Genomic DNA, 22,343 nt, shown 5'->3' with positions numbered 1-22,343 from the left:
AATTTTATAATTCATAATGTTATAATCATTTCGTTGCTGAAGCTAAGGATATTAAACAGAGAGTAGGCTAATAGAAAGTAGGCGTAATTGACTTGTTGTCCATTTGCTTTAATAGCTACATTTCGTTAACCTATCTCTATCAATTTCTTCAACTAATTAGGTAAAACCTATTGAACTGATAGCAGGAATGTATTAGCTATTCTCAAATGGAATAGGTACATTAGTCCCATACCAAACAGGAGGAAATACAATGTCTTTAATTAATACCCCAATCAAACCATTCAAAAACATGGCATTTAAAGACGGTCAATTCGTTGAAGTGACTGAAAAGGACGTCGAAGGCAAATGGAGCGTTTTCTTCTTTTACCCTGCAGACTTCACTTTTGTGTGCCCAACTGAATTAGGTGACTTAGCTGATCATTATGCTGAGTTCCAAAAAATGGGCGTAGAAATTTACTCAGTTTCTACTGACACACATTTTACCCATAAAGCATGGCATAGCAGCTCAGAAACTATCGGTAAAATCAAATATGGCATGATTGGCGATCCAACTGGCGCATTAACTCGTAACTTCGAAAATATGCGTGAGAACGAAGGTCTTGCAGACCGTGGTACTTTCGTTGTTGACCCACAAGGTATCATCCAAGCAATTGAAATCACAGCTGAAGGTATTGGCCGTGATGCATCAGACCTGCTGCGTAAAGTTAAAGCCGCTCAGTATGTAGCTAGCCACCCAGGCGAAGTTTGCCCAGCAAAATGGAAAGAAGGTGATGCAACTTTAGCTCCATCACTGGATTTAGTTGGCAAAATCTAAATAAGAATTAAGCCACTAAAAAGTTATTTATCGGGTGTTTCGGCACCCGATTTTATTGAGGGTGCAAAAATGTTAGATAATAATTTAAAAGCTCAATTGAAAGCTTATTTAGAACGATTAACCCAGCCAGTTGAGTTAGTAGCAACATTAGACGACAGTAAACATTCTGCTGATATCCAAGCGCTATTAAAAGAAATCGAACCATTATCCGATAAAGTCACTTATCGTGAAGATAATAACGCAAATGTACGTAAACCATCTTTTCTTATTACCAACCCAGGGAAAGAAACTGGTGTTCGTTTTGCAGGTTCACCATTAGGTCATGAATTTACTTCATTAGTTTTAGCATTACTGCAAACTGGTGGACACCCATCAAAAGAAGCACAAGAATTACTTGAACAAATTCGTCAGTTAGACGGTGAGTTTCATTTCGAAACCTATTATTCGCTCTCTTGTCATAACTGCCCTGATGTTGTTCAGGCATTAAACTTAATGGCGATTTTAAATCCGAAGATCACACATACTGCGATTGACGGAGGCATGTTCCAAAATGAAATTCAGGAACGTAATATCATGGGCGTTCCTGCTGTATTCTTAAATGGTAACGAGTTTGGTCAAGGCCGTATGACCTTAGCTGAAATCGTTAACAAAGTAGATAGCAATGCAGAAAAACGTACTGCAGAATTGTTGAATCAAAAAGCTGCATTTGATGTATTAATTGTGGGTAGTGGTCCTGCGGGTGCATCTGCAGCTGTTTATTCCGCTCGTAAAGGTTTAAATACAGGCCTTATTGGCGAACGTTTTGGTGGTCAAGTTCTTGATACTGTTGATATTGAAAACTACATCTCAGTACCAAAAACTGAAGGTGCAAAACTTGCAGGTGCATTAAAAGCTCACGTTGATGATTACCAAGTGGATGTGATTGATAGCCAAACTGTTAGTCGCTTAATTCCGGGTGCATCAGAAGGGGAATTACATCAAATTGAAACAGCATCAGGTGCAATTTTAAAAACTCGTAGCCTAATTATTGCAACAGGTGCTCGCTGGAGAAATATGAATGTTCCCGGTGAAAATGAATACCGCACTCGTGGTGTAACTTATTGCCCACATTGTGATGGCCCTCTGTTTAAAGGTAAAAGAGTTGCTGTTATTGGTGGTGGTAACTCAGGTGTTGAAGCTGCAATTGACTTAGCTGGCTTAGTTGAACATGTAACAGTATTAGAATTTGCTCCAGAAATGAGAGCAGATGCAGTATTACAGAAAAAATTACGTAGCTTAAGCAATGTAGAAGTTATCTTAAATGCGCAAACTACAGAAGTATATGGCGATGGCACTAAGTTAACAGGTCTAAAATATAAAGATCGTACTAATGATTCTATGCATGATATTGCATTAGCAGGTATTTTCGTTCAAATCGGTTTATTACCTAATACACAGTGGTTAGAAGGTACTGTTGAGCGTAATAAGATGGGCGAAATTATTGTTGATGCTCGTGGCGAAACTAATATCAAAGGTGTGTTTGCAGCAGGTGACTGTACAACCGTACCTTATAAGCAAATCATCATTGCCGCTGGTGAAGGTGCAAAAGCCTCACTTAGCGCCTTTGATTACTTGATTCGCACAAGTGCAAAATAAGCAAATCAACGTTAAAAAATTTAATTATTTTATATCGTTTAAAGCATCTCAATCGAGATGCTTTTTTCTGCATTAATTTCCACTTACCTTAAAAATCCTATTCATAAACCCCAAATAACCTATGCTATTATCACGCAAAATTAATAATTTATAGGGAAGTTGATATGAATATAAATAAAATGTGTTTTAGACAAGTTGTACCTGCGCTATTTTTTTCCCTGCTATGTGCTAGTTCTTTTTCTGTCAACGCAGATATTGAAGTGCGTGATGAAACTTTATATGAAGCGCATCAACGCTTTAAAACAGAAATTATAAACGACAGTTTTGATAATATTGATCCGCCTTGGGAAGCGCCGCCTGAAATATTTAATGTTATTAAATATCCGGCAAAACCAGGAGATATGTATGCCTATTTAACACCACCTCCAGCAAATAAAAAAATGAAATTACCTGCTGTAATTTGGTTAAATGGAGGCTACGGCGGAATTGGTGGTGATGATTATTTTTGGCAACCTAAACCAGTTGATAATGACCAAACAGGTGCAACTTTCCGTGATCCCAATATGGTGTTGATGATCCCGTCTTTCCGAGGTGAAAATACTAACCCAGGTCGTTATGAAATGTTTTATGGCGAATTAGAAGATTTAGAATCAGCGAGAGAATATTTAGCATCACTGCCTTATATTGACTCTAAGCGTATCTATGTCGTTGGACATAGTACGGGGGGAACTAGAGCATTATTAGCGAGTGAATATAGTGACAAATTTAGAGCTATTTTCTCTTTGGGTGGAATACCTGATCTTAAATTAAGAGCTGAAGGAGATATGATAGTTGAATTGCCTTTTGATAGAAATAACGAAGAAGAGTTTAATGTTCGCTCTGTATATCGCTATATTAAATCAATAAAAACACCAACTTTCTATTTTGAAGGGCGTGACTATTTTTGGAATGAGTTTAATGAGCTACGAGCGGTTGCAATGGTGCATGATATTCCATTAAAAATATATAACATTAAAAATGGTGACCATTTCAATATCATTGTACCTGTCAGTAAATTAATTAAAGATAAAATCTTGTTAGATACTGATACAACTAAAGAAAGCAATATTCGATTCACTAATGAAGAGATTAAGTGGATCAATAAGCAGGTTAGATGATTATTAATAATTTAATTTTTAATAATGATATCCGCTCTTTTATTTAATCGATAAAAGAGCAGTATTTTTTAAACTAATACATTATTTTGATAAAGATATTAAGTGTATTATGATTAAAAGGATTAAATTATCATTTAAAAATGAAGGAATTTGTTATGCAAGCTAAACTTGCTTATCAATGGAAACAACAAAGACGTGGGAGACTCTCTTTTTTAGGTCTAGAAATTGCTTGGACAATTTTCTTTTCTATTGCAGAAAACTTAGCTGATCGATGGTATATAGAACTTTACCCCGAAAAAATGGAGTCAATTACTGAAAGTTATTTTTACTATCACTTTTCTTTTACACCATATGGCCTAATAGAAATGGTGTTTTTAATAGTACAAGTCTACATATTTACACTTATTTTATCTCAACGAATAAGAGATATAGGTATAGGCTATCCTATTATTATTTCAATTATTTTAACGGCTAGTCCTATTTTATTAACACCATACTTATTATTTAATGCACCATCTATGTTAATGGTATTGCTTTCTATATTATTAATCGCTGGGTTGGTTGCTTTATTTGCACCATCAGCTTATAAAGTCGATATTGATACTAATAAAGACGCCAAAGAGAGTAAAAAATAAAATAATCAGTTAAAAGACAGATTGATAGTATGAAAAATAGAAAAAGCATCCGAAAAGATGCTTTTTCTGCTTAATAGGCATTATTGATCTAATAATTAAGATAAGATTTCTATAATACCTTTTTGTCCATCAACCCTTACTTTTTGCCCATTTTTTAAAATATTTAAGATATTGCGAACACCCATTACTGCGGGTAATCCCAATTCTCTAGCAGTAACCGCACCATGAGATAATGGCCCACCACTTTCTGTAATAATGCCAGATGCACGGTAAAAAAGTGCTGTCCAAGCAGGGTTAGTTGTTCTTGCAACTAAAATGGCATTCTGCGGAAATTAGGCAAAATTCTCTGAACCATAAACAAGATAAACTTCACCTTCAACAATACCTGCACTACCAGCTAGTCCCTTTAATTGATGCTCATTTGTATTTAGTGCATTACAACTATCCTCACCATAGATCCATTGTGGTGTGACTGATTTTGCTTTTAGATATCCCGCCTTATTTTGGTATATATGATGACGTAACTGATTCCACTCAGTAGGGTTATCTGCAAGAATTGCATCAGCTAAAGGTTTTTCATTAGCAAAATAAATATCCATTGGGCAATCTAAGACGCTACGAATAACCAATCGCTCTCCTAATGCTTTTAATCCGCGACGCATAGGTAAAGCTAATCGAGTTGTTTGATAATGCTCTAAGTCATCAAGTGCAGTATAAACACGAGCTAATCGAATAATCTCTTGTAAGAAAAAGCGCAACTCTTCTGGTGCATCAGAGAGAATTGAAAATTCAGTTTCTGACTGAAGAATTTTTTTACCTAATGGATCATCGGTTTGTTTATCATCTGCTAAGTCTGCCATTGCTTTAATTTGAGTTAATACAATATGTGGGGCATCTAACCAAGTAGGATGATATGCATCAAAATCTAATTCTCTATGGCCATGATTAGCTAAGAATAAGGTAAATTGCTGGTAGAAATGAGGATCACATACCTCAATTTCTTGCATAATGCTTTCAGGAACAATGGATGTTATAAGTTTGAGAAGTTGAGGGTGCTGACGCACATAGCGAGAAAGAGTCCAAAGTTCCGCATTCACTTGTCCAGTTTTAGTTTCAGACATAGCAATTAAATTATCGAATGCTGTATGTGCATATTTTTCTTCTTTAAAGAAGAGTTTTAGCAATGCCATTAATGCGGAATAGAGTGAGCGCTGAGTTAAGGATATGGCAATATTAGGTAAAAAGTAATCAGCACCTAACTTATTAATTCTTTGGACATAATCCCATACAGGAAATAAAAGTAAATCTCCACCTGCTTTTATATGTGCAATCGCGGCCTCTGAAGGACTTGAAAAAGTATTTGTATTTATACCCAAACGCTGCCTATCTTTTTTTCTAACTACCGGAATACCCGTAAAAAAGAGTCTTATTAACCGACTATTTAATAATTGTATTGATGCTAAAGCTTGAGCTTCGGGAAATGCTTTTAATGCCACATAACCATCAAATGCACTGTTCCGATGACTACATAGAATTAACTTTGGATGTGTATTTTCAGCTTGAGATCTACTAGGGTAAATAAGTGAAATTTTGGAAAAGTAGATTTCTCTAATTGCACTCGAGATGAATCGATAATAAAAAGGAAGTGGAGAACCAGCAACAAAAGAGGAGGTTTTTTTATTGATGAAGGCAATGTTGAATTAGGCATAAGATTTCCTTACATTATTCCTTCTTCAAAAACATATCACGCTCTTAAAAAAAGTAACACTAAAAAATTAAAATTTAAAAAGCATTATTAGAATAAATTGTTTCACTAATTTGAGGCTGTTAATTCTAATGAATAAGATGGAAATAAGTATGATTCAACTTAGACTCGCTGAACCACAAGAAGCCAGAAGGTTATGGTATTTACGAAATCAAGCATTGCGATTTGGTTGTGAGAATGTTTATCCATCAGAGATTTTAGCCGCTTGGACTCCTGATAAAATGCCTGAAGGATATCGGCAGGCTATTATTGATAATCCATTTTATGTGATTGATTATCAAGAATACAATATTCCTGTTGCTTCAGGTTTTTTAGATGTTAAAACTGGTTTTGCTGAGGCCATTTTTACATTACCTGAATACATGGGGAAAGGATTCGCTGGACTAATTTTAAAACAACTTAAACATGAAGCAATTAAGAGAGGTCAATCCAAGTTGTTTTTAGATGCAACACCTAATGCAGTATTATTTTATTTAAAGCAGGGTTTTAAAGTATTAGAAGAACGTGATTATTATTCTGATTTAGCAAAAGCAAATTTACCTTGTTACCGCATGTGCATTGATTTAGATTAGTTGTTTGTATTTTAACCATTTTTAAGGATGGTTTTTATAATAGACTAATAATAAAAAAGCTATTCTTAAAATGCGGTATAAATTTATTTTTATCATTTTTTGAATTAGCTTTTATATTAAATAACATGAAATAGCAATTTGCATAATGTTGCGATATTGTAAAGTATCACAATATCTCTAGGATAAATATTATGCAAAATGTGTTATTAACGTTATGGCCGTTATTTGCGTTAATTGCGCTAGGTGCAATTTTAAGAAGAAATAAAACGTTTGAGCCTGCGTTTTGGGTGGGGGCTGAAAAATTAAATTATTTTTTACTTTTTCCTGCTTTACTAATTAATAGTTTGGCAAATGCACCTTTATCTGATCCTCAATTACCTCACCTTGCTGTAGCTATTTTTTCTGTAGTCATTACTGTCACTATTTTGTGTGTTATTTTGAAAAAAATCACAGGTTGGCCAGCTGGACGTTTTGGAGCAATCGTTCAAGGCAATATTCGATTTAACACCTATTTAGGTTTAGCTATTGTCGCTGATTTATTTGGTGTTGAAGGATTAGGAATAGCCGCCTTGATATTAGCAACACTGGTTCCTTTATCAAATGTCACTTCAGTACTTTGTTTAACCGCAGGGCAAAATGTGACATTGCGTCAACTAATATTACCTATCATAAAAAACCCTTTAATTATCTCTTGTGTTATTGGGATCATAATAAATCTGTCAGGAGTGGGGCTTCCTTTTGGTAGCGATCAATTTCTCAAATTGCTAGCAGCAACCAGCTTACCCTTGGGGCTTATTTGTATTGGTGCAGCATTACATTTATCAACACTAAAAGCAGAAAGTAAAATGATTAGTATTAATACGGTTACTCGTTTACTTATTGTGCCAATAATCGCCTATAGTGTTGCCTACTTTTTAGGTTTATCACCACTTGTGACAATACTTCTCGTTATTTTCTTTTCTATTCCAACTGCTCCTACTTCTTATATTTTAACTCGACAATTAGGGGGAGATTCTGAACTTATGGCAGGGATAATTACTTCTCAAACGATATTTGCTACGATTACATTACCTATTATTTTAAATCTTTTAGTACCATAGAAAAATTGGCGTTATTAAAAAAATACTATTTCAAAATTAAATGGTGTTTTTTTATATCATAAATTCTACTTCGTGATATTTTGAATTTCATAAACTCTAGACTTAGGTATAAAAACTATGAAAATCAACGGTGTTTCAATTCATCATGATAGAATGGAACAGATAAAAAACACAGAAGAACCATTAAATGTAAGGACCTTATGGGAGAAAATAAAAAATTGGTTTGGTTTTGGGAAAGAAGAAATCGTTATCCCATTAATTAAAGAGACTTTTTTTGATCATAGAATAAATGACTTTGAGAAAATAAAAGGATTTTGCAAATTAAGGGATCTTACTGGTGATGCATATAAAGAGAATTTTTTTATTGAAAAGAAACATAATGAAATAATTTTCTCCATTCTTTTGGATGGTAACTTTAATGATGAAAAAATAAGCTTTATATGTAATATAAATGAAGATGGATCTGATGAAATAAAAATCATAAAAGATATAATTCTATCGTTAGAAAAAATTGGATTTGATGATTTATTATTCTATGCTATAGATAAGGCTATCGAAATAAAGAAGAAAAAAATTGAAAGTGATGATATTAAAAAAGATATTATTAGCGAAATGATCATCAATAATATAAGTAGATTCAGAAGTGAGGAAAAATTCAATAGAGATTATATATTAAAACATAAATTGTATAAAAATGCTAAATTTGATTGTGAGCTATTCCCAGATAAATTAAAAGAGCTTATTGAAATTGAAAAAGAGAGTATAAAAGGAGCATCAAAATATAAGACTCTGTTAGAGAAAATTGAAACTGAACTATTTAAAGATCTATCAAGAATGACGCTGAGTATTGATTCTATTCCAATCGGTGATCTAAAAAATAAACCACAAGGTTTAGATGAGATAGAATTCAAAGAGTTAGAATTCAAAAAATTAAAAAATAAATTTACAAATTTGAATGAAAATGATAAAGAAATAATTTACTCCTTATTGTATCAAAAAGGAATTCTTGAATTTAAATCATTTTTGATGGAACAAGATCCATTTGCAGGATTAATTAATGTTCCTTATTCAGGAAAAACAACAATAAATGTTATAAAAGATGATAGTAAAAATAAAATAAGAATTGAAGTAGAAAATAAAAAATCATTACAAGATAAAAATACTAATGATATAGACAATTTAGTAAATACAGAGTTAGCGTACGTTAATGAAAAACACTATAATTTAGTCAACCTCGTTAGTGAGGAGCTTGTAGGAAAGCCTTTTTCATTGGATAAATATTTTAATGTAACTGCACTTGATTCTAATCTTTCAGAGTTATTATTAGTCGGAAATAAAATTACGTTAGAAGATCATACAAAATTAATTTTCGAATATGATTTTAAAAATAAAACACTTATTCTAGATAGTAAAAGTGAATATAAATACGCGATCTTAGAATGTTGACTATTGGGCTAAACAGAGCTTCTTGCTATTATGGTTATAAACCAATAATAAATAAGAGGCTCTTTTATGTCACAACCTCATAATCCAGAAATTCAAAAAATTATTAATGAATTAAAACAACAATATCAAAATGCTGTTGATGCATTACGCAATGCCATTATTGATTATGTTCAAGATGGAAAATTACCAGATATAAAACAAAGAGCTGAAGGAATATTTGCTTACCCTCAATTAACTGTACATTGGTATGGTGAAGTTAAAACAGAAGATAAAACGCGTGCTTATGGTAGATTATCAAAATCAGGTAATTATTCTACCACGATTACTAATCCGGCTTTATTTGAAAATTATCTGTCAGAACAACTGCAACTTATTGCTGATGCTTACCATGCTACTTTTGAAGTAACTGCTTCAAAACAAGAAATTCCTTATCCTTTTGTCATTGATGGTACAGGCATTGGTTTTGATAGAAAGATGAGTGCCTCTTTAGCAAAATACTTTCCTACTACTGATTTGTCTAAAATTGGTGATGAAATTACCGATGGTTTAATCAGTGATAGGGATATTTTACCTCTTTCTCATTTTGATGCATTGCGTACTGATTTTTCATTAGCACGTTTAAAACATTATACGGGAACATTACCTGAAGATGTTCAACCTTATATTTTATATACAAACTATAATCGTTATGTTGATGAGTTTGTTCGTTGGGCTTGTGAACAAGTTGCAGATAAGAATAGCGCATATTGCGCACTCTCTTGTGCGGGATTTCAGCAAATTACGGCGGAAACCGTTGATCCTGAAAAGTTAATTTCTGATTTAACTTGGAAGAAATATCAAATGCCTGCCTATCATTTAATTGCTAAAGAAGGTCCCGGAATAACATTAGTGAATATTGGTGTTGGCCCTTCAAATGCGAAAACAATTTGCGATCACTTAGCGGTTTTACGCCCTCATGTTTGGTTAATGATTGGTCATTGTGGCGGGCTACGTGAAAGCCAGCAACTTGGTGATTATGTTTTGGCTCATGCTTATTTACGTGATGATCATATTTTAGATGACGTTTTACCTCCTGATATTCCTATCCCAAATATTGCTGAAGTACAACGTGCACTTTATGATGCGACGAAAATGATTAGTGGTAAACCAGGACATGAAATAAAACAGAGATTAAGAACGGGAACTGTTGTTACAACGGATGATCGCAACTGGGAATTACGTTTTTCCGTTTCAGCGAGAAGATTTAACTTAAGTCGCGCCGTCGCTGTTGATATGGAAAGTGCCACAATTGCTGCACAAGGTTATCGTTTTCGCGTTCCTTATGGCACCTTATTGTGTGTATCAGATAAACCGTTACATGGTGAAATTAAATTGCCTGGTCAGGCTAATCATTTTTATGAAGGTGCGGTATCAGAACATCTGCAAATTGGTATTCAAGCGATTGAGCTATTAAAAGAAGAAGAAGATAAATTACATTCTCGTAAGTTAAGAACGTTTAACGAACCACCTTTCAGATAAAATACAATAAAATAACAGCAAAATAGCATGTTATAAAAATAAGCTTAATTTAAATACCCAATTTAATTTATTAAATTGGGTATTTTTCAGACTAAAAACGTAAATGTCGAGCCGCTTTTCTTAGTCGATCATCTCCACGTCTATCATAACGCTGAGTTGTCATAATACTGGCATGTCCCATAGCATCTTTTACCGTGACAATATCTTCACCGTTATCAAGCATTGCTGAAGCAAAGGTTCTTCTCAAATCATGGGGAGCAAATTTATCAATACCACTTTCTTGTTGGCGTATTTCTAAAATATAGTAAATGGCTTGGTCTGTTATTCGCTCATCAGTAACATCATCGAACCGACGAATTCGAGTAAAAAGGGCGCCATCTTGAGTACCTCTTATTTCATCGATCCATAATTGAACACGATCCCAAGTATCATCAGGCATATAAGACATGCGTTCTTTATTACCTTTACCCCTGACAATAAAGGCTTGATCACGAAACTGAATATGTTCGTAATTTAGAGCCACAATTTCTGAGCGACGTAATCCACAACCTAATAGCACGCTTAATATTGCGGCATCTCTTAAACCTTTCGATGAATTGTCTTTTTCACAACTTCTAAATAAAGCACGGATTTCACTGCTAGTTAGTGCACGCCCTTTGGGTAACCGACTTCCTCTTACCGATTTAACTTGGCGGATATGCTGATAACTTTCAGTATCCATTTGTTTCATTGCCCAAGCTTCTAAAGCAACACCTTTTAAGGCAGCAAGATAAGTATTGATAGTGGCGGGGGCTTTATTGGCATCAGACAACATATCAATAATTGCTTGAATATGATGACGACGAAGTGCTCCCCATTGGCAATTTTTAAGAGAAGAGAAACCGATCATTTTGGCAACAATAGTTAGAAACGATCCCATTGTTTGACGACTACGTTTTGAACCTAAACTCATTAAATATGCCATTGCAGGGTTAGTATGAGCAGGCGAGGTGAATGTTGCATTCAGATCCAATATTGCTTGTTTTTCAGACAACACTAGCGATGTTTCGGGTGTTAAATCCTGATCGTCGTGGTGAAATTCCACTGTGATTTCCTTATTAAATCAACATAACCATGATGAATATTCTAACAGATCCAAAAAAGAAAAAAGCTACTTTTTCAAAGGATCATTTTAATAAGTAGAATCGATCTTGTATGCTTTACCATCATATCGTTTATTAAATGAGCTTTTTGGGGGGGGATAATAATCGGAGCGCGTTAATGATAAAAATAACGTTAAATAGATTTAAGATAGAATGCAGGAAATAAGGGGGGAATAGGCTTATATAATGAGTTTCGTACCCAATGTTTTATCTTTTTTCTTTTTAGAAAAGGAGAAGATCAAACATAAATATTGGGTACGAAATAGAAAAATAACCGTTTAAATTTACTCTTTATAAATGGCGACAACTGGCTTTCCATCATTACCAATCGTGCCACGATACATACCTTCAGAATTAAAACTCATTGTGTAGTTACCTGTTTTATCTAATACGATAACACCGCCACTACCATCAATCGCTTTAACTTCATCAAGTGCATTTTGAGCAGCTTCTTCTAAAGGTAAATTTTTATATTTAACTTGGGTTGCGATATTAAATGCCGTTAATGTTCTGATAAACATTTCACCAGATCCTGTTGCAGATACAGCAACGGTTTCATTATCAGCATAATTACCCGCACCAATAATTGGGGAATCACCAACTCGGCCATAACGCTTGTTTGTCATGCCTCCCGTCGAAGTTCCCGCTGCCAAGTTGCCATGTTGGTCAAGAGCAACTGCACCAACAGTGCCATATTTATAATCGTACATCATAGGATCAACAAAAAGAGCAGCTGTTTTACCATCATGGTCTAAAACGACTTGTTCTTTCTCTATTGCTTTTTGAAGTTGTTGCCAACGATGTTCAGTCCTAAAATAGGAAGGATCAACAATTGTAAGCCCTTGTTCTTTAGCAAAAAGATCAGCACCATTAGAAACCATCATAACATGTGGACTTTTTTCCATCACTGCAATGGCTGCGTTAATTGGATTTTTAACCGTAGTTACACCCGCAACAGCGCCAGCTTTACGGGTTTTACCATCCATAATAGAAGCATCAAGTTCATTACGACCATCATGGGTAAAAACGGCACCTTTCCCTGCATTAAATAAGGGGGAATCTTCCATCACATTAATGGATTTTTGAACAGCTTCTATGCTGGTACCTCCACTATTTAAAACAGCATATCCAGCATTTAATGCCTCAGTTAGTTTTTCTTTATATTCTTTTTCTTGTTCTGGTGTGATGGTGTCTTTAGTAATTGTTCCTGCACCACCATGAATTACAAGGCGAATAGGGGTATCAGTATTTGCGAAAACAGAGGTAGCAAACAGTGTGCAAAGTGTTATTGTAGCGAGTTTATACTTAATATTATTCATATAACCCTTCTTGTTTTTAATTAAAATTGACGTGGTATCATCATATGGATTTTACGATCTTGATCTTAAATTCTAATTAACTACATCAAAGTACTTTGATTACTAACTGCAATAATCACTATATAAAAAGTTTAAAGTGTAAGTGGTCTGAACACTCAACTTTCTTTTTAAATTATCGATCTTCATCATGTAATAGACTGATTTCGTTATTTTTTAAATGGAAAAGTTAATGCGGTGTATATTTTTAATGTTTCTTTGTTTAATGAAGATAATAAATATAAGACGTAGCTAATAGTATTTTTTTAAGAATAAAAATAATAATGTTATTTTTACTTTTTGTTTTTATTTTATATTATGAAATTTAAAATATAAAATTTATTAAATAATATAATAAATACAATTTTTGATAATTTTAAATTAGGGATAATTCGGTTATTAATTGGGTTTTATCAAAAAATTAAGTTTTATTTTAATATTGATTAATATTTGATAACGTTTTGTTATTATTTCATTTGTATTTTAATGTAACGAAAACTAACTTTCTATATACAATTTGTGTGTTTCCTCGAATAATCAAAAATAGATGGTAGATTATGTGATAAAAGTACTACATTAATTTGGGTTAAGGCTCTATTATAATAACATAACATTTATAATTCATAAGGTTAGCTTTTAATATTTTATTTTTTTATAGTGAGTGCGTTAGCTTTATCAATACAAATGAACTATTTTTAAATATAAATAAAAAATAAAAATTAATACGTCTCATTATTTAACTATTTTCTTACATACAGCGGATAAACATATTTTTGGTATTCTTTTATGGCTAAAGGAAGGTTAAATAATTTATATGAAAAATCAAAAAAAGAGTCGTTTTTTTATTTATAGCATCATTCTTGTCGCGGTTGTTGCTGCGGGAATTTTTTGGTGGAAATCTCAAGCACCAACACTTCCTTCAGGATTTGCTCAAAGTAATGGGAGAATAGAAGCAACAGAAATCGATATTTCAACAAAGAGTCCGGGAAGAATAGACTCTATTTTAGTTCAAGAAGGTGATTTTGTTAAAGCGGGTGAAGTGTTAGCAAACATGGACACTCGAACACTTAAAGAACAACTTCATGAAGTTCAAGCTCAATTAAACCAAGCAAAAAGCAGTGTGGTCACTGCACAATCTGCATTATCACAACGTAAAAGTGAACAACTTGCAGCTCAGGCAGTTGTTCGTCAACGTATTGCGGAGCTTGATGCTGCACAAAAAAGACTTAATCGTTCTCGTGCATTAGTAAAAACTAATGCTATTTCTATTCAACAATTAGATGATGATATTGCAAGAACAGAAGGAGCAAGAGCGGCGGTTGAAGCAGCTAAAGCTCAAGAAACCGCAACCATTGCTGCAATAGAATCGGCAAAAGCGGGGATCATTCAAGCTAATACAAAAGTGGATGCTGCAACGGCAACCGAAAGACGCATCTTAGCAGAATTGGATGACAGTATTTTAAAAGCACCGCGTAATGGTCGTGTTCAGTATCGTGTCGCAGAGCCTGGTGAAGTTTTAGGCGCTGGCGGCCGTGTATTAAATATGGTCGATTTAAGTGATGTTTATATGACGTTCTTTTTACCAACAGAAGCTGCTGGTAAAGCTGCATTAGGAAGTGAAGTTCACATTATTTTAGATGCGGCACCTCATATCGTTATTCCTGCAAAAACAACCTACGTTGCTAGTGTCGCTCAATTTACACCAAAAACTGTTGAAACTGATAATGAACGATTAAAACTCATGTTTCGTGTAAGAGCGCGTATTGCACCTGAATTACTTGAAAAACACCTTGAATATGTCAAAACAGGATTACCGGGTCGTGCTTATATTAGATTAGATAATAACCAATCTTGGCCAACTGATTTAGAGGTAAAATTACCGCAATGAGTCAAACAATGAGAACGCAAAGTCATTCTCATATCATTGAATTGACTCATGTATCCCAACATTATGGCGATACCAAAGCGCTTGATGATGTGACATTGGCTATTCCTGCTGGAAAAATGGTCGGGCTAATTGGCCCTGATGGTGTAGGGAAATCGAGCTTGATCTCTCTTATTGCTGGTGCGAGAGAAATCCAAACTGGGCAAATAATTGTTTTAAACGGTGATATGAATGATGTTGAACACCGAAGAGCTGTTTGTCCTCGTATTGCTTATATGCCTCAAGGATTAGGTAAAAATCTTTATCACACACTTTCTGTTTTTGAAAATGTGGATTTTTTTGGTCGTTTATTTGGTCAATCAAAACAAGAGCGGGCAGAACGCATAAATGATTTACTTGAAAGTACGGGTTTAGCCCCATTCCGTGATAGGCCTGCGGGTAAACTTTCTGGAGGAATGAAACAAAAACTGGGTTTATGTTGTGCGCTTATTCACGATCCAGAGTTACTTATTCTCGATGAACCCACTACTGGGGTTGACCCGTTATCCCGCGCGCAATTTTGGGAATTAATTAATCGTATACGTAAGCGTCAAAAAAATATGAGCGTATTAGTAGCGACCGCTTATATGGAAGAAGCTGAACGTTTTGATTGGTTGGTTGCTATGGATGCCGGAAAAATATTAGCAACAGGCCATGCCGATGAATTAAAAGCCCAAACTCATACTGATGAACTAGAAGCTGCTTTTATCGAGTTATTGCCAGAAGAGAAAAAGAAAGATCATCAAAAAGTGATTATCCCTCCAAGAGATAAAAGTGACGATGATACTATCGCCATTGAAGCACAAGATTTAACCATGCGTTTTGGGCAATTTGTTGCAGTAGACCATGTAAGCTTTCGTATTCCTAAAGGAGAAATTTTTGGATTCTTAGGATCGAATGGTTGTGGTAAATCAACTACTATGAAAATGCTGACAGGTTTACTCGAAGCGAGTGAAGGGCGAGCTTGGTTATTTGGTCAAGAAGTTGATCCTAAAGATATTGAAACACGTCGTCGTGTTGGTTATATGTCTCAAGCATTTTCACTTTACAGTGAATTGACTGTACGACAAAACCTTGAATTACACGCCAAGCTTTTTCATATTCCAGAAGAGGAAATTCCTCAACGTGTTAGGGAAATGAGTGAGCGTTTTAATTTAACGGATGTTGAAGAAATAATGCCTGATGGTTTGCCATTAGGAATTCGTCAGCGTTTGTCGCTCGCCGTTGCTGTTATCCATAAACCTGAAATGTTGATATTGGATGAACCAACTTCAGGGGTTGATCCCATTGCGCGAGATATGTTCTGGAATTTGATGGTTGACCTATCAAGACGTGACGGTGTCACTATTTTTATCTCAACTCACTTTATGAATGAAGCGGCACGTTGTGACCGAATGTCGCTGATGCATGCTGGTAAAGTATTAGTCACAGATACACCTGAAAATTTAGTTAAAAATAGCCAATTTGATACGCTTGAAGAAGTCTTTATTGATTACCTTAAAAAGGCATCAGGTGAACAAGAGGCACCTGAACTTGATGAAAAAAGCCTACAACTTCCAGCATCTAGTCATGAAAGTGCAGAAAAAGCGTTAAAGCAACGATTTAGTTTACGGCGTTTATTTAGCTATAGTATTCGTGAAGGTATGGAATTACGCCGAGATCCGGTACGCCTTACTTTAGCGCTATTAGGTACGGTGATCTTGATGTTTATTATGGGTTACGGTATTAGTCTAGATGTAGAAAATCTACGCTTCGGTATTATGGATAGAGATAAAACAGGGTTAAGTCAGGCATATAGCCAAAACCTTTCAGGCTCTCGTTATTTTATTGAAAAGGCACCTATCACCGATTATGACCAACTGGAAAAGCGGTTGCGTAGTGGTGATATTACGGTTGCGATTGAAATTCCTCCTAACTTTGCGCGAGATGTTGCCAAAGGCCATACTGTAAAAATAGGTGTCTGGATTGATGGCGCAATGCCTAATCGGGCTGAAACTGTTCGCGGTTATATTCAGGCAATGCATACAACATGGATGCTTGATATGGCTATGCGTCAACCAACTAATGTGGTTGATAAATTATCACCTATTAATATAGAAACCCGTTATCGCTATAATCCTGATGTAAAAAGTTTACCCGCCATTGTACCAGCAGTTATTCCACTGTTATTGATGATGATCCCTGCAATGTTAAGTGCATTGAGTGTCGTTCGTGAAAAAGAGCTGGGTTCTATTATTAATCTTTATGTTACACCTATCACCAAAGCAGAATTTTTGCTAGGCAAGCAATTTCCTTACATCTTGTTGGGTATGTTTAACTTTTTTATGCTCTGTGCGCTTTCTGTCTTTGTGTTTGGGGTAAGTTTTAAAGGGAGTATGTTAACGCTTTCTTTAGGTGCATTACTCTATATCACCATTGCTACTGGAATGGGATTACTCATTTCTTGCTTTATGAAAAGTCAGATTGCAGCCATTTTTGGTACTTCAATTATTACCTTAATTCCAGCAACACAATTTTCAGGAATGATTGATCCTGTTTCGTCACTGGAAGGTATAGGTAAATGGATAGGGCATATTTATCCTACATCTCACTTTTTAACTATCTCAAGAGGAACATTCTCTAAGGGATTAAACCTTTTTGATTTACCTTGGTCTTTTATTCCTTTGCTTATCACTATCCCAATTGTTATTGGGTTGAGTATCTTTTTCTTGAAAAAGCAGGAGGCTTAAATGTGGCGCACAATTCAAAATGTGTTTAATTTAGGCGTAAAAGAGCTACGCAGTCTCTCTCGTGATAAAGCGATGTTGGCGTTAATTGTGTTTGCTTTTACTGTGTCTATTTATTCATCAGCAACTGTTACACCCGGTTCGTTGCATCACGCGCCGATTGCTGTTGCTGATCAAGACAAATCTCAGCTATCTGCACGTATTGTAAATAGTTTTTATATGCCTTATTTCTTACCTCCAGCTGAGATTACTCCTGAGCAAATTGATGGTTTATTAGATAGAGGAGCTTATACCTTTGCACTCGATATTCCGCCTAATTTTCAGCGTGATCTCTTAGCAGGTCGAAAACCTGAAATACAAGTTAATATTGATGCAACGAGAATGAGCCAAGCTTTTTTAGGTAATAGCTATATTCAAAATATTGTAATGGGTGAAGCAAAAACCTTTTTAGCGAAAAATAGAACCAACGATCCACTGCCTGTTGATTTGGAAGTTAGAATGAGTTTCAACCCGAATCTGACACAATCTTGGTTTGGTTCTGTTATGGCAATTATCAATAATATCAATATGTTATCGATAGTATTAACAGGAGCAGCATTAATAAGAGAGCGAGAGCATGGCACCATTGAGCACTTACTGGTTATGCCTGTAACTCCCTTTGAAATCATGCTTTCTAAGATATGGTCAATGGGATTGGTTGTATTATTGGCATCAGCTATGTCGCTGGTCTTAGTCGTGAAATCTTTACTTCATGTTCCTATCGAAGGTTCTGTTCTACTGTTTATGTGTGGTGTTGCTTTAAGCTTATTTGCGACAACCTCAATAGGCATTTTTTTAGGAACAATGGCTCGCTCAATGCCTCAATTTGGTTTATTGATGATTATGGTATTGTTGCCATTAAATATGCTATCAGGAGGGATGACATCACGAGAAAGTATGCCCCAGTTTGTACAGGATGTAATGCAAACAATGCCAACTACACACTTTGTTAGCTTAGCTCAGGCTATTTTATATCGTGGTGCTGACTTCTCGATTGTGTGGCCACAATTCATTATCTTAATTGTTATTGGCTCTGTGTTTTTTTCATTAGCATTATTACGTTTTAGAAAAACCATTTCGGCAATGGCTTAATGTCATTATGTTATAGAAAATATTAAGGCATAAATCGATAGCCGATCCCCGTTTCTGTCATTAAATGCACTGGACATGCGGGATCGGTTTCTAGTTTTTGGCGTAAATGTCCCATATAAATGCGCAAATAGTGACTGTGTTCAACGAAATTTGGTCCCCAAACATGTTGCATTAAATGCCGTTGAGTAAGCACTTTACCGCTGTTATTAACCAATTCGCTTAGCAAACGAAATTCTGTTGGTGTTAAATGAACGGGTTCATTTTGACGAGTAACAATACGATTAACCCAATCAATTGTAATATCGCCAAACGTAAATTGCGTGCTCTGTGTTTCTTGTTTAACAAAACGGCGTAGTGATGCTCTGACTCTGGCGAGTAGTTCACTGATGCCAAAGGGTTTAGTCAGATAGTCGTCCGCTCCTGCATCAAGCGCTTTCACTTTATCTTGTTCCGAATCTCGCGCTGAAAGTACGATAACGGGTGTACTACTCCATTGGCGAAAGTCTTGAATAAAACACAGCCCATCTTTATCAGGTAAACCCAGATCAAGAATGACTAAATCAGGTTTTCTTGATGCGGCTTCAATTAACCCACGTTGACATTCATTGGCTTCATAAACACGAAATCCTTCGTTCTCTAAAGCAAGCCGAACAAAGCGTAAGATCTCTTTTTCATCTTCAATAATTAAAATGTTATATGGAGTCACTGTTTTATTTCAATCTCATCAATATCAGGGAGTGATTTTAAAGGTAAAACAAAGTGGAAACTTGCTCCACCTTTTTTATGGTTTTCAGACAAATTAAGGTTTTCAGCCCAGATTTCACCTTCATGTAAGCGAATAATCGCGCTACATATTGCTAGACCTAATCCAACACCAGGAATTGCGGATTCTTTTACTGCGCGTGAAAATTTATTAAAAATAAGTTGTAGTTGGTCAGTTGGAATACCATCGCCTTCATCCCACACTTCAACATGAATTTTAGAAGCTTCAATATAGGCTCTTACTCCAATTTTTGTGCTTGATGTCGTATATTTCACTGCATTTTCAAGTAAGTTCGTGATAACTCGTTCAATTAAATTACCATCGCAATAGAGCAATAAATCAGCGGAAATATCAATTTCTAATGGATGTTTATCAAGTAAATAAGAGAGAGAACGAATGGCACTTCCTGTAATTTCTTGCAACGAATTCCATTGTAAATTCACTTGAATGCCGCCAGATTGAATACGTGCCATATCAAGTAAATTATTGACCAAGCGTGAGGTGGTAAGGATCTGTTGTCGAATTTGGCTAACTTGTTCTGTATGAGATGAACCTTCAGCGCTTAAATCGAGAAGTAAAATCTCTGATTGTCCAAAAAGAACAGTAAGCGGTGTTTTTAAATCATGAGAAAGCGCAGCCAATAATGCATTTCTTAATTGTTCTCGTTCGATGTTAATTCGAGATTGTTCTGCAATTTCAGCCTGTTGTAATCGCTCAAGTGCATTAGCAATCAAACCATTAAAAGTTTGCAATAGCTGCTGTTGTTCAGGGATAAGCAGTTGGCGAAGATTATTCGGTTCAATCGCTAAAATAGCTAAAACTTGTTGAGATGCTGTAATCGGATGCAATTGATAAGGCACACTTGGCAGAGTATCTGTGCCTGCACCAGCAATTTGGTCTTTATCACAACACCAACGTGCAATTGCATTATCAATAGGTAAATGCCCCATACCTTGCGCATAAAAAGGTGTTAATTCACCTTGTTTGTTGGGAAGCAATAAGCAAACTTTGGCATCAAACGCACTTGATAAAAAATGGTAACTGGTACGAACAACGTCTTGTAACGTTACCGCTCGACCCAGTTCTCTTGTCATTTCAAATAAGTGGCGAGTGCGTTGTTCTCGATAACGGGCGACACGAGTTTGATAACGCATACCCGCAGTTAAATTACCGACCACTAATCCTACAATAAGCATGACGGTGAAAGTGATCAAATATTGCATGTCGAGTACAGCGAGTGAAAAGTGGGGCTGTACAAAAAACAAGTCAAAACTAATAACGTTGATTAATGCTGCAAAAATAGAAGGACGACGACCAAAAAAGAGTGCAATTAATACAACACCCAATAAATAGAGTGTCACTAAGTTGGCTTTATCAAGGGCTAATAGAAATGTGCGAGAGAATAAGGTTATCGCTAAACATAATCCAATCGCTGTTAAATAGCCTTTTATCTCTTGTCGCCATTTATCATTTTGCAGTGGTGCTGTTTTGGTTTTATAACGAATGTCCTCATCATTGAGAGCAACACTAATAACATGGAGGTCGGGTGCATAACGTGCTAATTTTTCTGCAAAACGCATCCGTATCCAACGTTTTAACCATTGCCATTTTTGGTAAGCACGTTGACCAATAATCACTTTTCCAAGATTATGCTCTCTGGCGTAGCGGATCACCGCTTTTTCAGCTTGATTATCAGAAAGGATCGCGGTTCTTGCACCTAGATGTTGTGCCAGTTTTAGCGAGTGTAAAATAGCTCGGCGTTTATGCTCTCCAATTTGATGAAGCTTAGGGGTTTCAACATAAATAGCATGCCATTGGCAACCAAAAGCGGCAGCATAACGCGCTGCCGTGCGAACTAATTTGTCGTTACCGCCATGAGCACCAAGGCATACCATCAGACTATCTGTGGTGTGCCAAACAGGAGCCGTTCCTTGGCTATCTCGAAACTCTTTAACTTGTGTATCAACTCTATCTGCCATACGGCGTAAAGCTAATTCTCGTAGTGCGATTAAATTACCTTTACGAAAAAAGTGTTCGATGGCCCGTTCTGCTTGTCCAGCTAGATATACTTTGCCTTCATGCAACCGTTGTTGTAGATCATCAGGCGGTAAATCCACCATAACCACTTCATCAGCACTATCAAAAATATAGTCAGGGATCGTCTCTTGGACACGAATTCCTGTAATACTTCCCACGATATCATTAAGACTTTCAATGTGTTGCACATTTATTGTGGCAAGTACATCAATACCTGCATCCAACAGCTCTTCCACATCTTGCCAACGCTTAGGATGCCGGCATTTATGAGGGTTACTAAATGCCAGCTCATCCATTAAGATCACTGCTGGGTGTCTGGCTAATGCGGCATCTAAATCAAATGCGACAAGCTTTCTACCATGATGATGAATACGTTGTGGCGGCAATAAAGGTAATCCGTGAAGTAATGCCGCCGTTTCTTGTCTTTGGTGCGTTTCGACAATACCAGCAAGCACATCAATACCTTGCTGGTGGAGGCGTTGAGCTTCTTGCAACATGGTGTAAGTTTTCCCTACACCTGCACAAGCCCCAAAAAATATTTTTAGTCGTCCACGAGTTGTTGTTCGCGTTGAAGCGAGTAAATCATCGGGTGAGGGACGTTGCCATTGTTGGTCATGTTCCAT

Annotated in this window: 16 protein-coding genes and 1 pseudogene; 11 read left to right on the top strand and 6 right to left on the bottom strand. The window is 35.7% G+C overall.

Annotated elements, in window-relative coordinates; genetic code table 11:
• Positions 1 to 250 precede the first annotated feature (250 nt).
• The 4 genes from ahpC (at position 251) to ACNART_RS01775 (ending at position 4,241) form a co-directional block, all read left to right on the top strand.
• Positions 251 to 814, top strand: a complete 564-nt coding sequence (gene ahpC / locus ACNART_RS01790) for an alkyl hydroperoxide reductase subunit C (protein ID WP_006536680.1) — start codon at positions 251 to 253, stop codon at positions 812 to 814.
• A gap of 69 nt (positions 815 to 883) precedes the next feature.
• Complete coding sequence (gene ahpF / locus ACNART_RS01785) at positions 884 to 2,449, top strand: alkyl hydroperoxide reductase subunit F (RefSeq protein WP_198619452.1); 1,566 nt, start codon at positions 884 to 886, stop codon at positions 2,447 to 2,449.
• 164 nt (positions 2,450 to 2,613) lie between these two features.
• Complete coding sequence (locus tag ACNART_RS01780) at positions 2,614 to 3,606, top strand: alpha/beta hydrolase family protein (protein WP_198619477.1); 993 nt, start codon at positions 2,614 to 2,616, stop codon at positions 3,604 to 3,606.
• Between the two features lie 155 nt (positions 3,607 to 3,761).
• Positions 3,762 to 4,241, top strand: a complete 480-nt coding sequence (locus ACNART_RS01775; RefSeq protein ID WP_232797452.1) for a hypothetical protein — start codon at positions 3,762 to 3,764, stop codon at positions 4,239 to 4,241.
• A 95-nt stretch (positions 4,242 to 4,336) separates the two neighbouring features.
• Here the strand turns inward: ACNART_RS01775 and ACNART_RS01770 are convergent.
• Positions 4,337 to 4,561: pseudogene (locus ACNART_RS01770) on the bottom strand (PEP-utilizing enzyme); the annotation flags it as partial.
• A 12-nt stretch (positions 4,562 to 4,573) separates the two neighbouring features.
• Positions 4,574 to 5,737 (bottom strand): hypothetical protein, encoded by a 1,164-nt coding sequence (locus ACNART_RS01765; RefSeq protein ID WP_349443111.1) that lies wholly within the window; start codon positions 5,735 to 5,737, stop codon positions 4,574 to 4,576.
• 355 nt (positions 5,738 to 6,092) lie between these two features.
• Here ACNART_RS01765 and ACNART_RS01760 point away from each other — a divergent pair, with 355 nt between their 5' ends.
• From ACNART_RS01760 to ACNART_RS01745, 4 genes are all read left to right on the top strand, one after another.
• Positions 6,093 to 6,578, top strand: a complete 486-nt coding sequence (locus ACNART_RS01760; protein WP_196532740.1) for a GNAT family N-acetyltransferase — start codon at positions 6,093 to 6,095, stop codon at positions 6,576 to 6,578.
• A gap of 191 nt (positions 6,579 to 6,769) precedes the next feature.
• Entirely contained in the window at positions 6,770 to 7,678 is a 909-nt protein-coding gene (locus tag ACNART_RS01755; RefSeq protein ID WP_349443112.1) for an AEC family transporter, read from the top strand.
• A gap of 117 nt (positions 7,679 to 7,795) precedes the next feature.
• Positions 7,796 to 9,124: a hypothetical protein gene (locus ACNART_RS01750; RefSeq protein ID WP_349443113.1), complete on the top strand. Its 1,329-nt coding sequence runs from the start codon at positions 7,796 to 7,798 to the stop codon at positions 9,122 to 9,124.
• Between the two features lie 66 nt (positions 9,125 to 9,190).
• The gene (locus ACNART_RS01745; RefSeq protein WP_349443114.1) at positions 9,191 to 10,642 is read left to right on the top strand and encodes an AMP nucleosidase; all 1,452 of its coding nucleotides are present in this window, start codon (positions 9,191 to 9,193) and stop codon (positions 10,640 to 10,642) included.
• Between the two features lie 91 nt (positions 10,643 to 10,733).
• Here the strand turns inward: ACNART_RS01745 and ACNART_RS01740 are convergent, their stop codons facing one another.
• Positions 10,734 to 11,726, bottom strand: coding sequence for a tyrosine-type recombinase/integrase (locus tag ACNART_RS01740; protein ID WP_198619482.1), 993 nt, complete (start codon positions 11,724 to 11,726; stop codon positions 10,734 to 10,736).
• Positions 11,727 to 12,068: 342 nt separating this feature from the next.
• Entirely contained in the window at positions 12,069 to 13,103 is a 1,035-nt protein-coding gene (locus ACNART_RS01735) for an isoaspartyl peptidase/L-asparaginase family protein (protein ID WP_198632149.1), read from the bottom strand.
• Positions 13,104 to 13,953: 850 nt separating this feature from the next.
• Here ACNART_RS01735 and ACNART_RS01730 point away from each other — a divergent pair.
• Genes ACNART_RS01730 through ACNART_RS01720 form a run of 3 tightly spaced genes read left to right on the top strand, consistent with a single transcriptional unit; the run spans position 13,954 to position 18,920 of the window.
• Complete coding sequence (locus tag ACNART_RS01730) at positions 13,954 to 15,027, top strand: HlyD family secretion protein (protein ID WP_102086674.1); 1,074 nt, start codon at positions 13,954 to 13,956, stop codon at positions 15,025 to 15,027.
• Between the two features lie 8 nt (positions 15,028 to 15,035).
• Complete coding sequence (gene rbbA, locus ACNART_RS01725) at positions 15,036 to 17,792, top strand: ribosome-associated ATPase/putative transporter RbbA (protein ID WP_180949084.1); 2,757 nt, start codon at positions 15,036 to 15,038, stop codon at positions 17,790 to 17,792.
• Positions 17,793 to 18,920, top strand: coding sequence for an ABC transporter permease (locus ACNART_RS01720; protein WP_416303419.1), 1,128 nt, complete (start codon positions 17,793 to 17,795; stop codon positions 18,918 to 18,920). It abuts the gene before it with no gap.
• Positions 18,921 to 18,942: 22 nt separating this feature from the next.
• On the opposite strand, the gene kdpE is transcribed toward ACNART_RS01720, so the two are convergent.
• Positions 18,943 to 19,626, bottom strand: coding sequence for a two-component system response regulator KdpE (gene kdpE / locus ACNART_RS01715; protein ID WP_100158294.1), 684 nt, complete (start codon positions 19,624 to 19,626; stop codon positions 18,943 to 18,945).
• The gene (gene kdpD, locus ACNART_RS01710) at positions 19,623 to 22,343 is read right to left on the bottom strand and encodes a two-component system sensor histidine kinase KdpD (RefSeq protein ID WP_102086678.1); all 2,721 of its coding nucleotides are present in this window, start codon (positions 22,341 to 22,343) and stop codon (positions 19,623 to 19,625) included. Before kdpD ends, kdpE begins: the two co-directional genes overlap by 4 nt.

The organism is Proteus sp. LHD240705 (assembly GCF_047921555.1).
Lineage (GTDB): Bacteria > Pseudomonadota > Gammaproteobacteria > Enterobacterales > Enterobacteriaceae > Proteus.
Note: the sequence above shows the minus strand (reverse complement) of the source record. Positions and strands in the feature narration are given on the sequence as shown.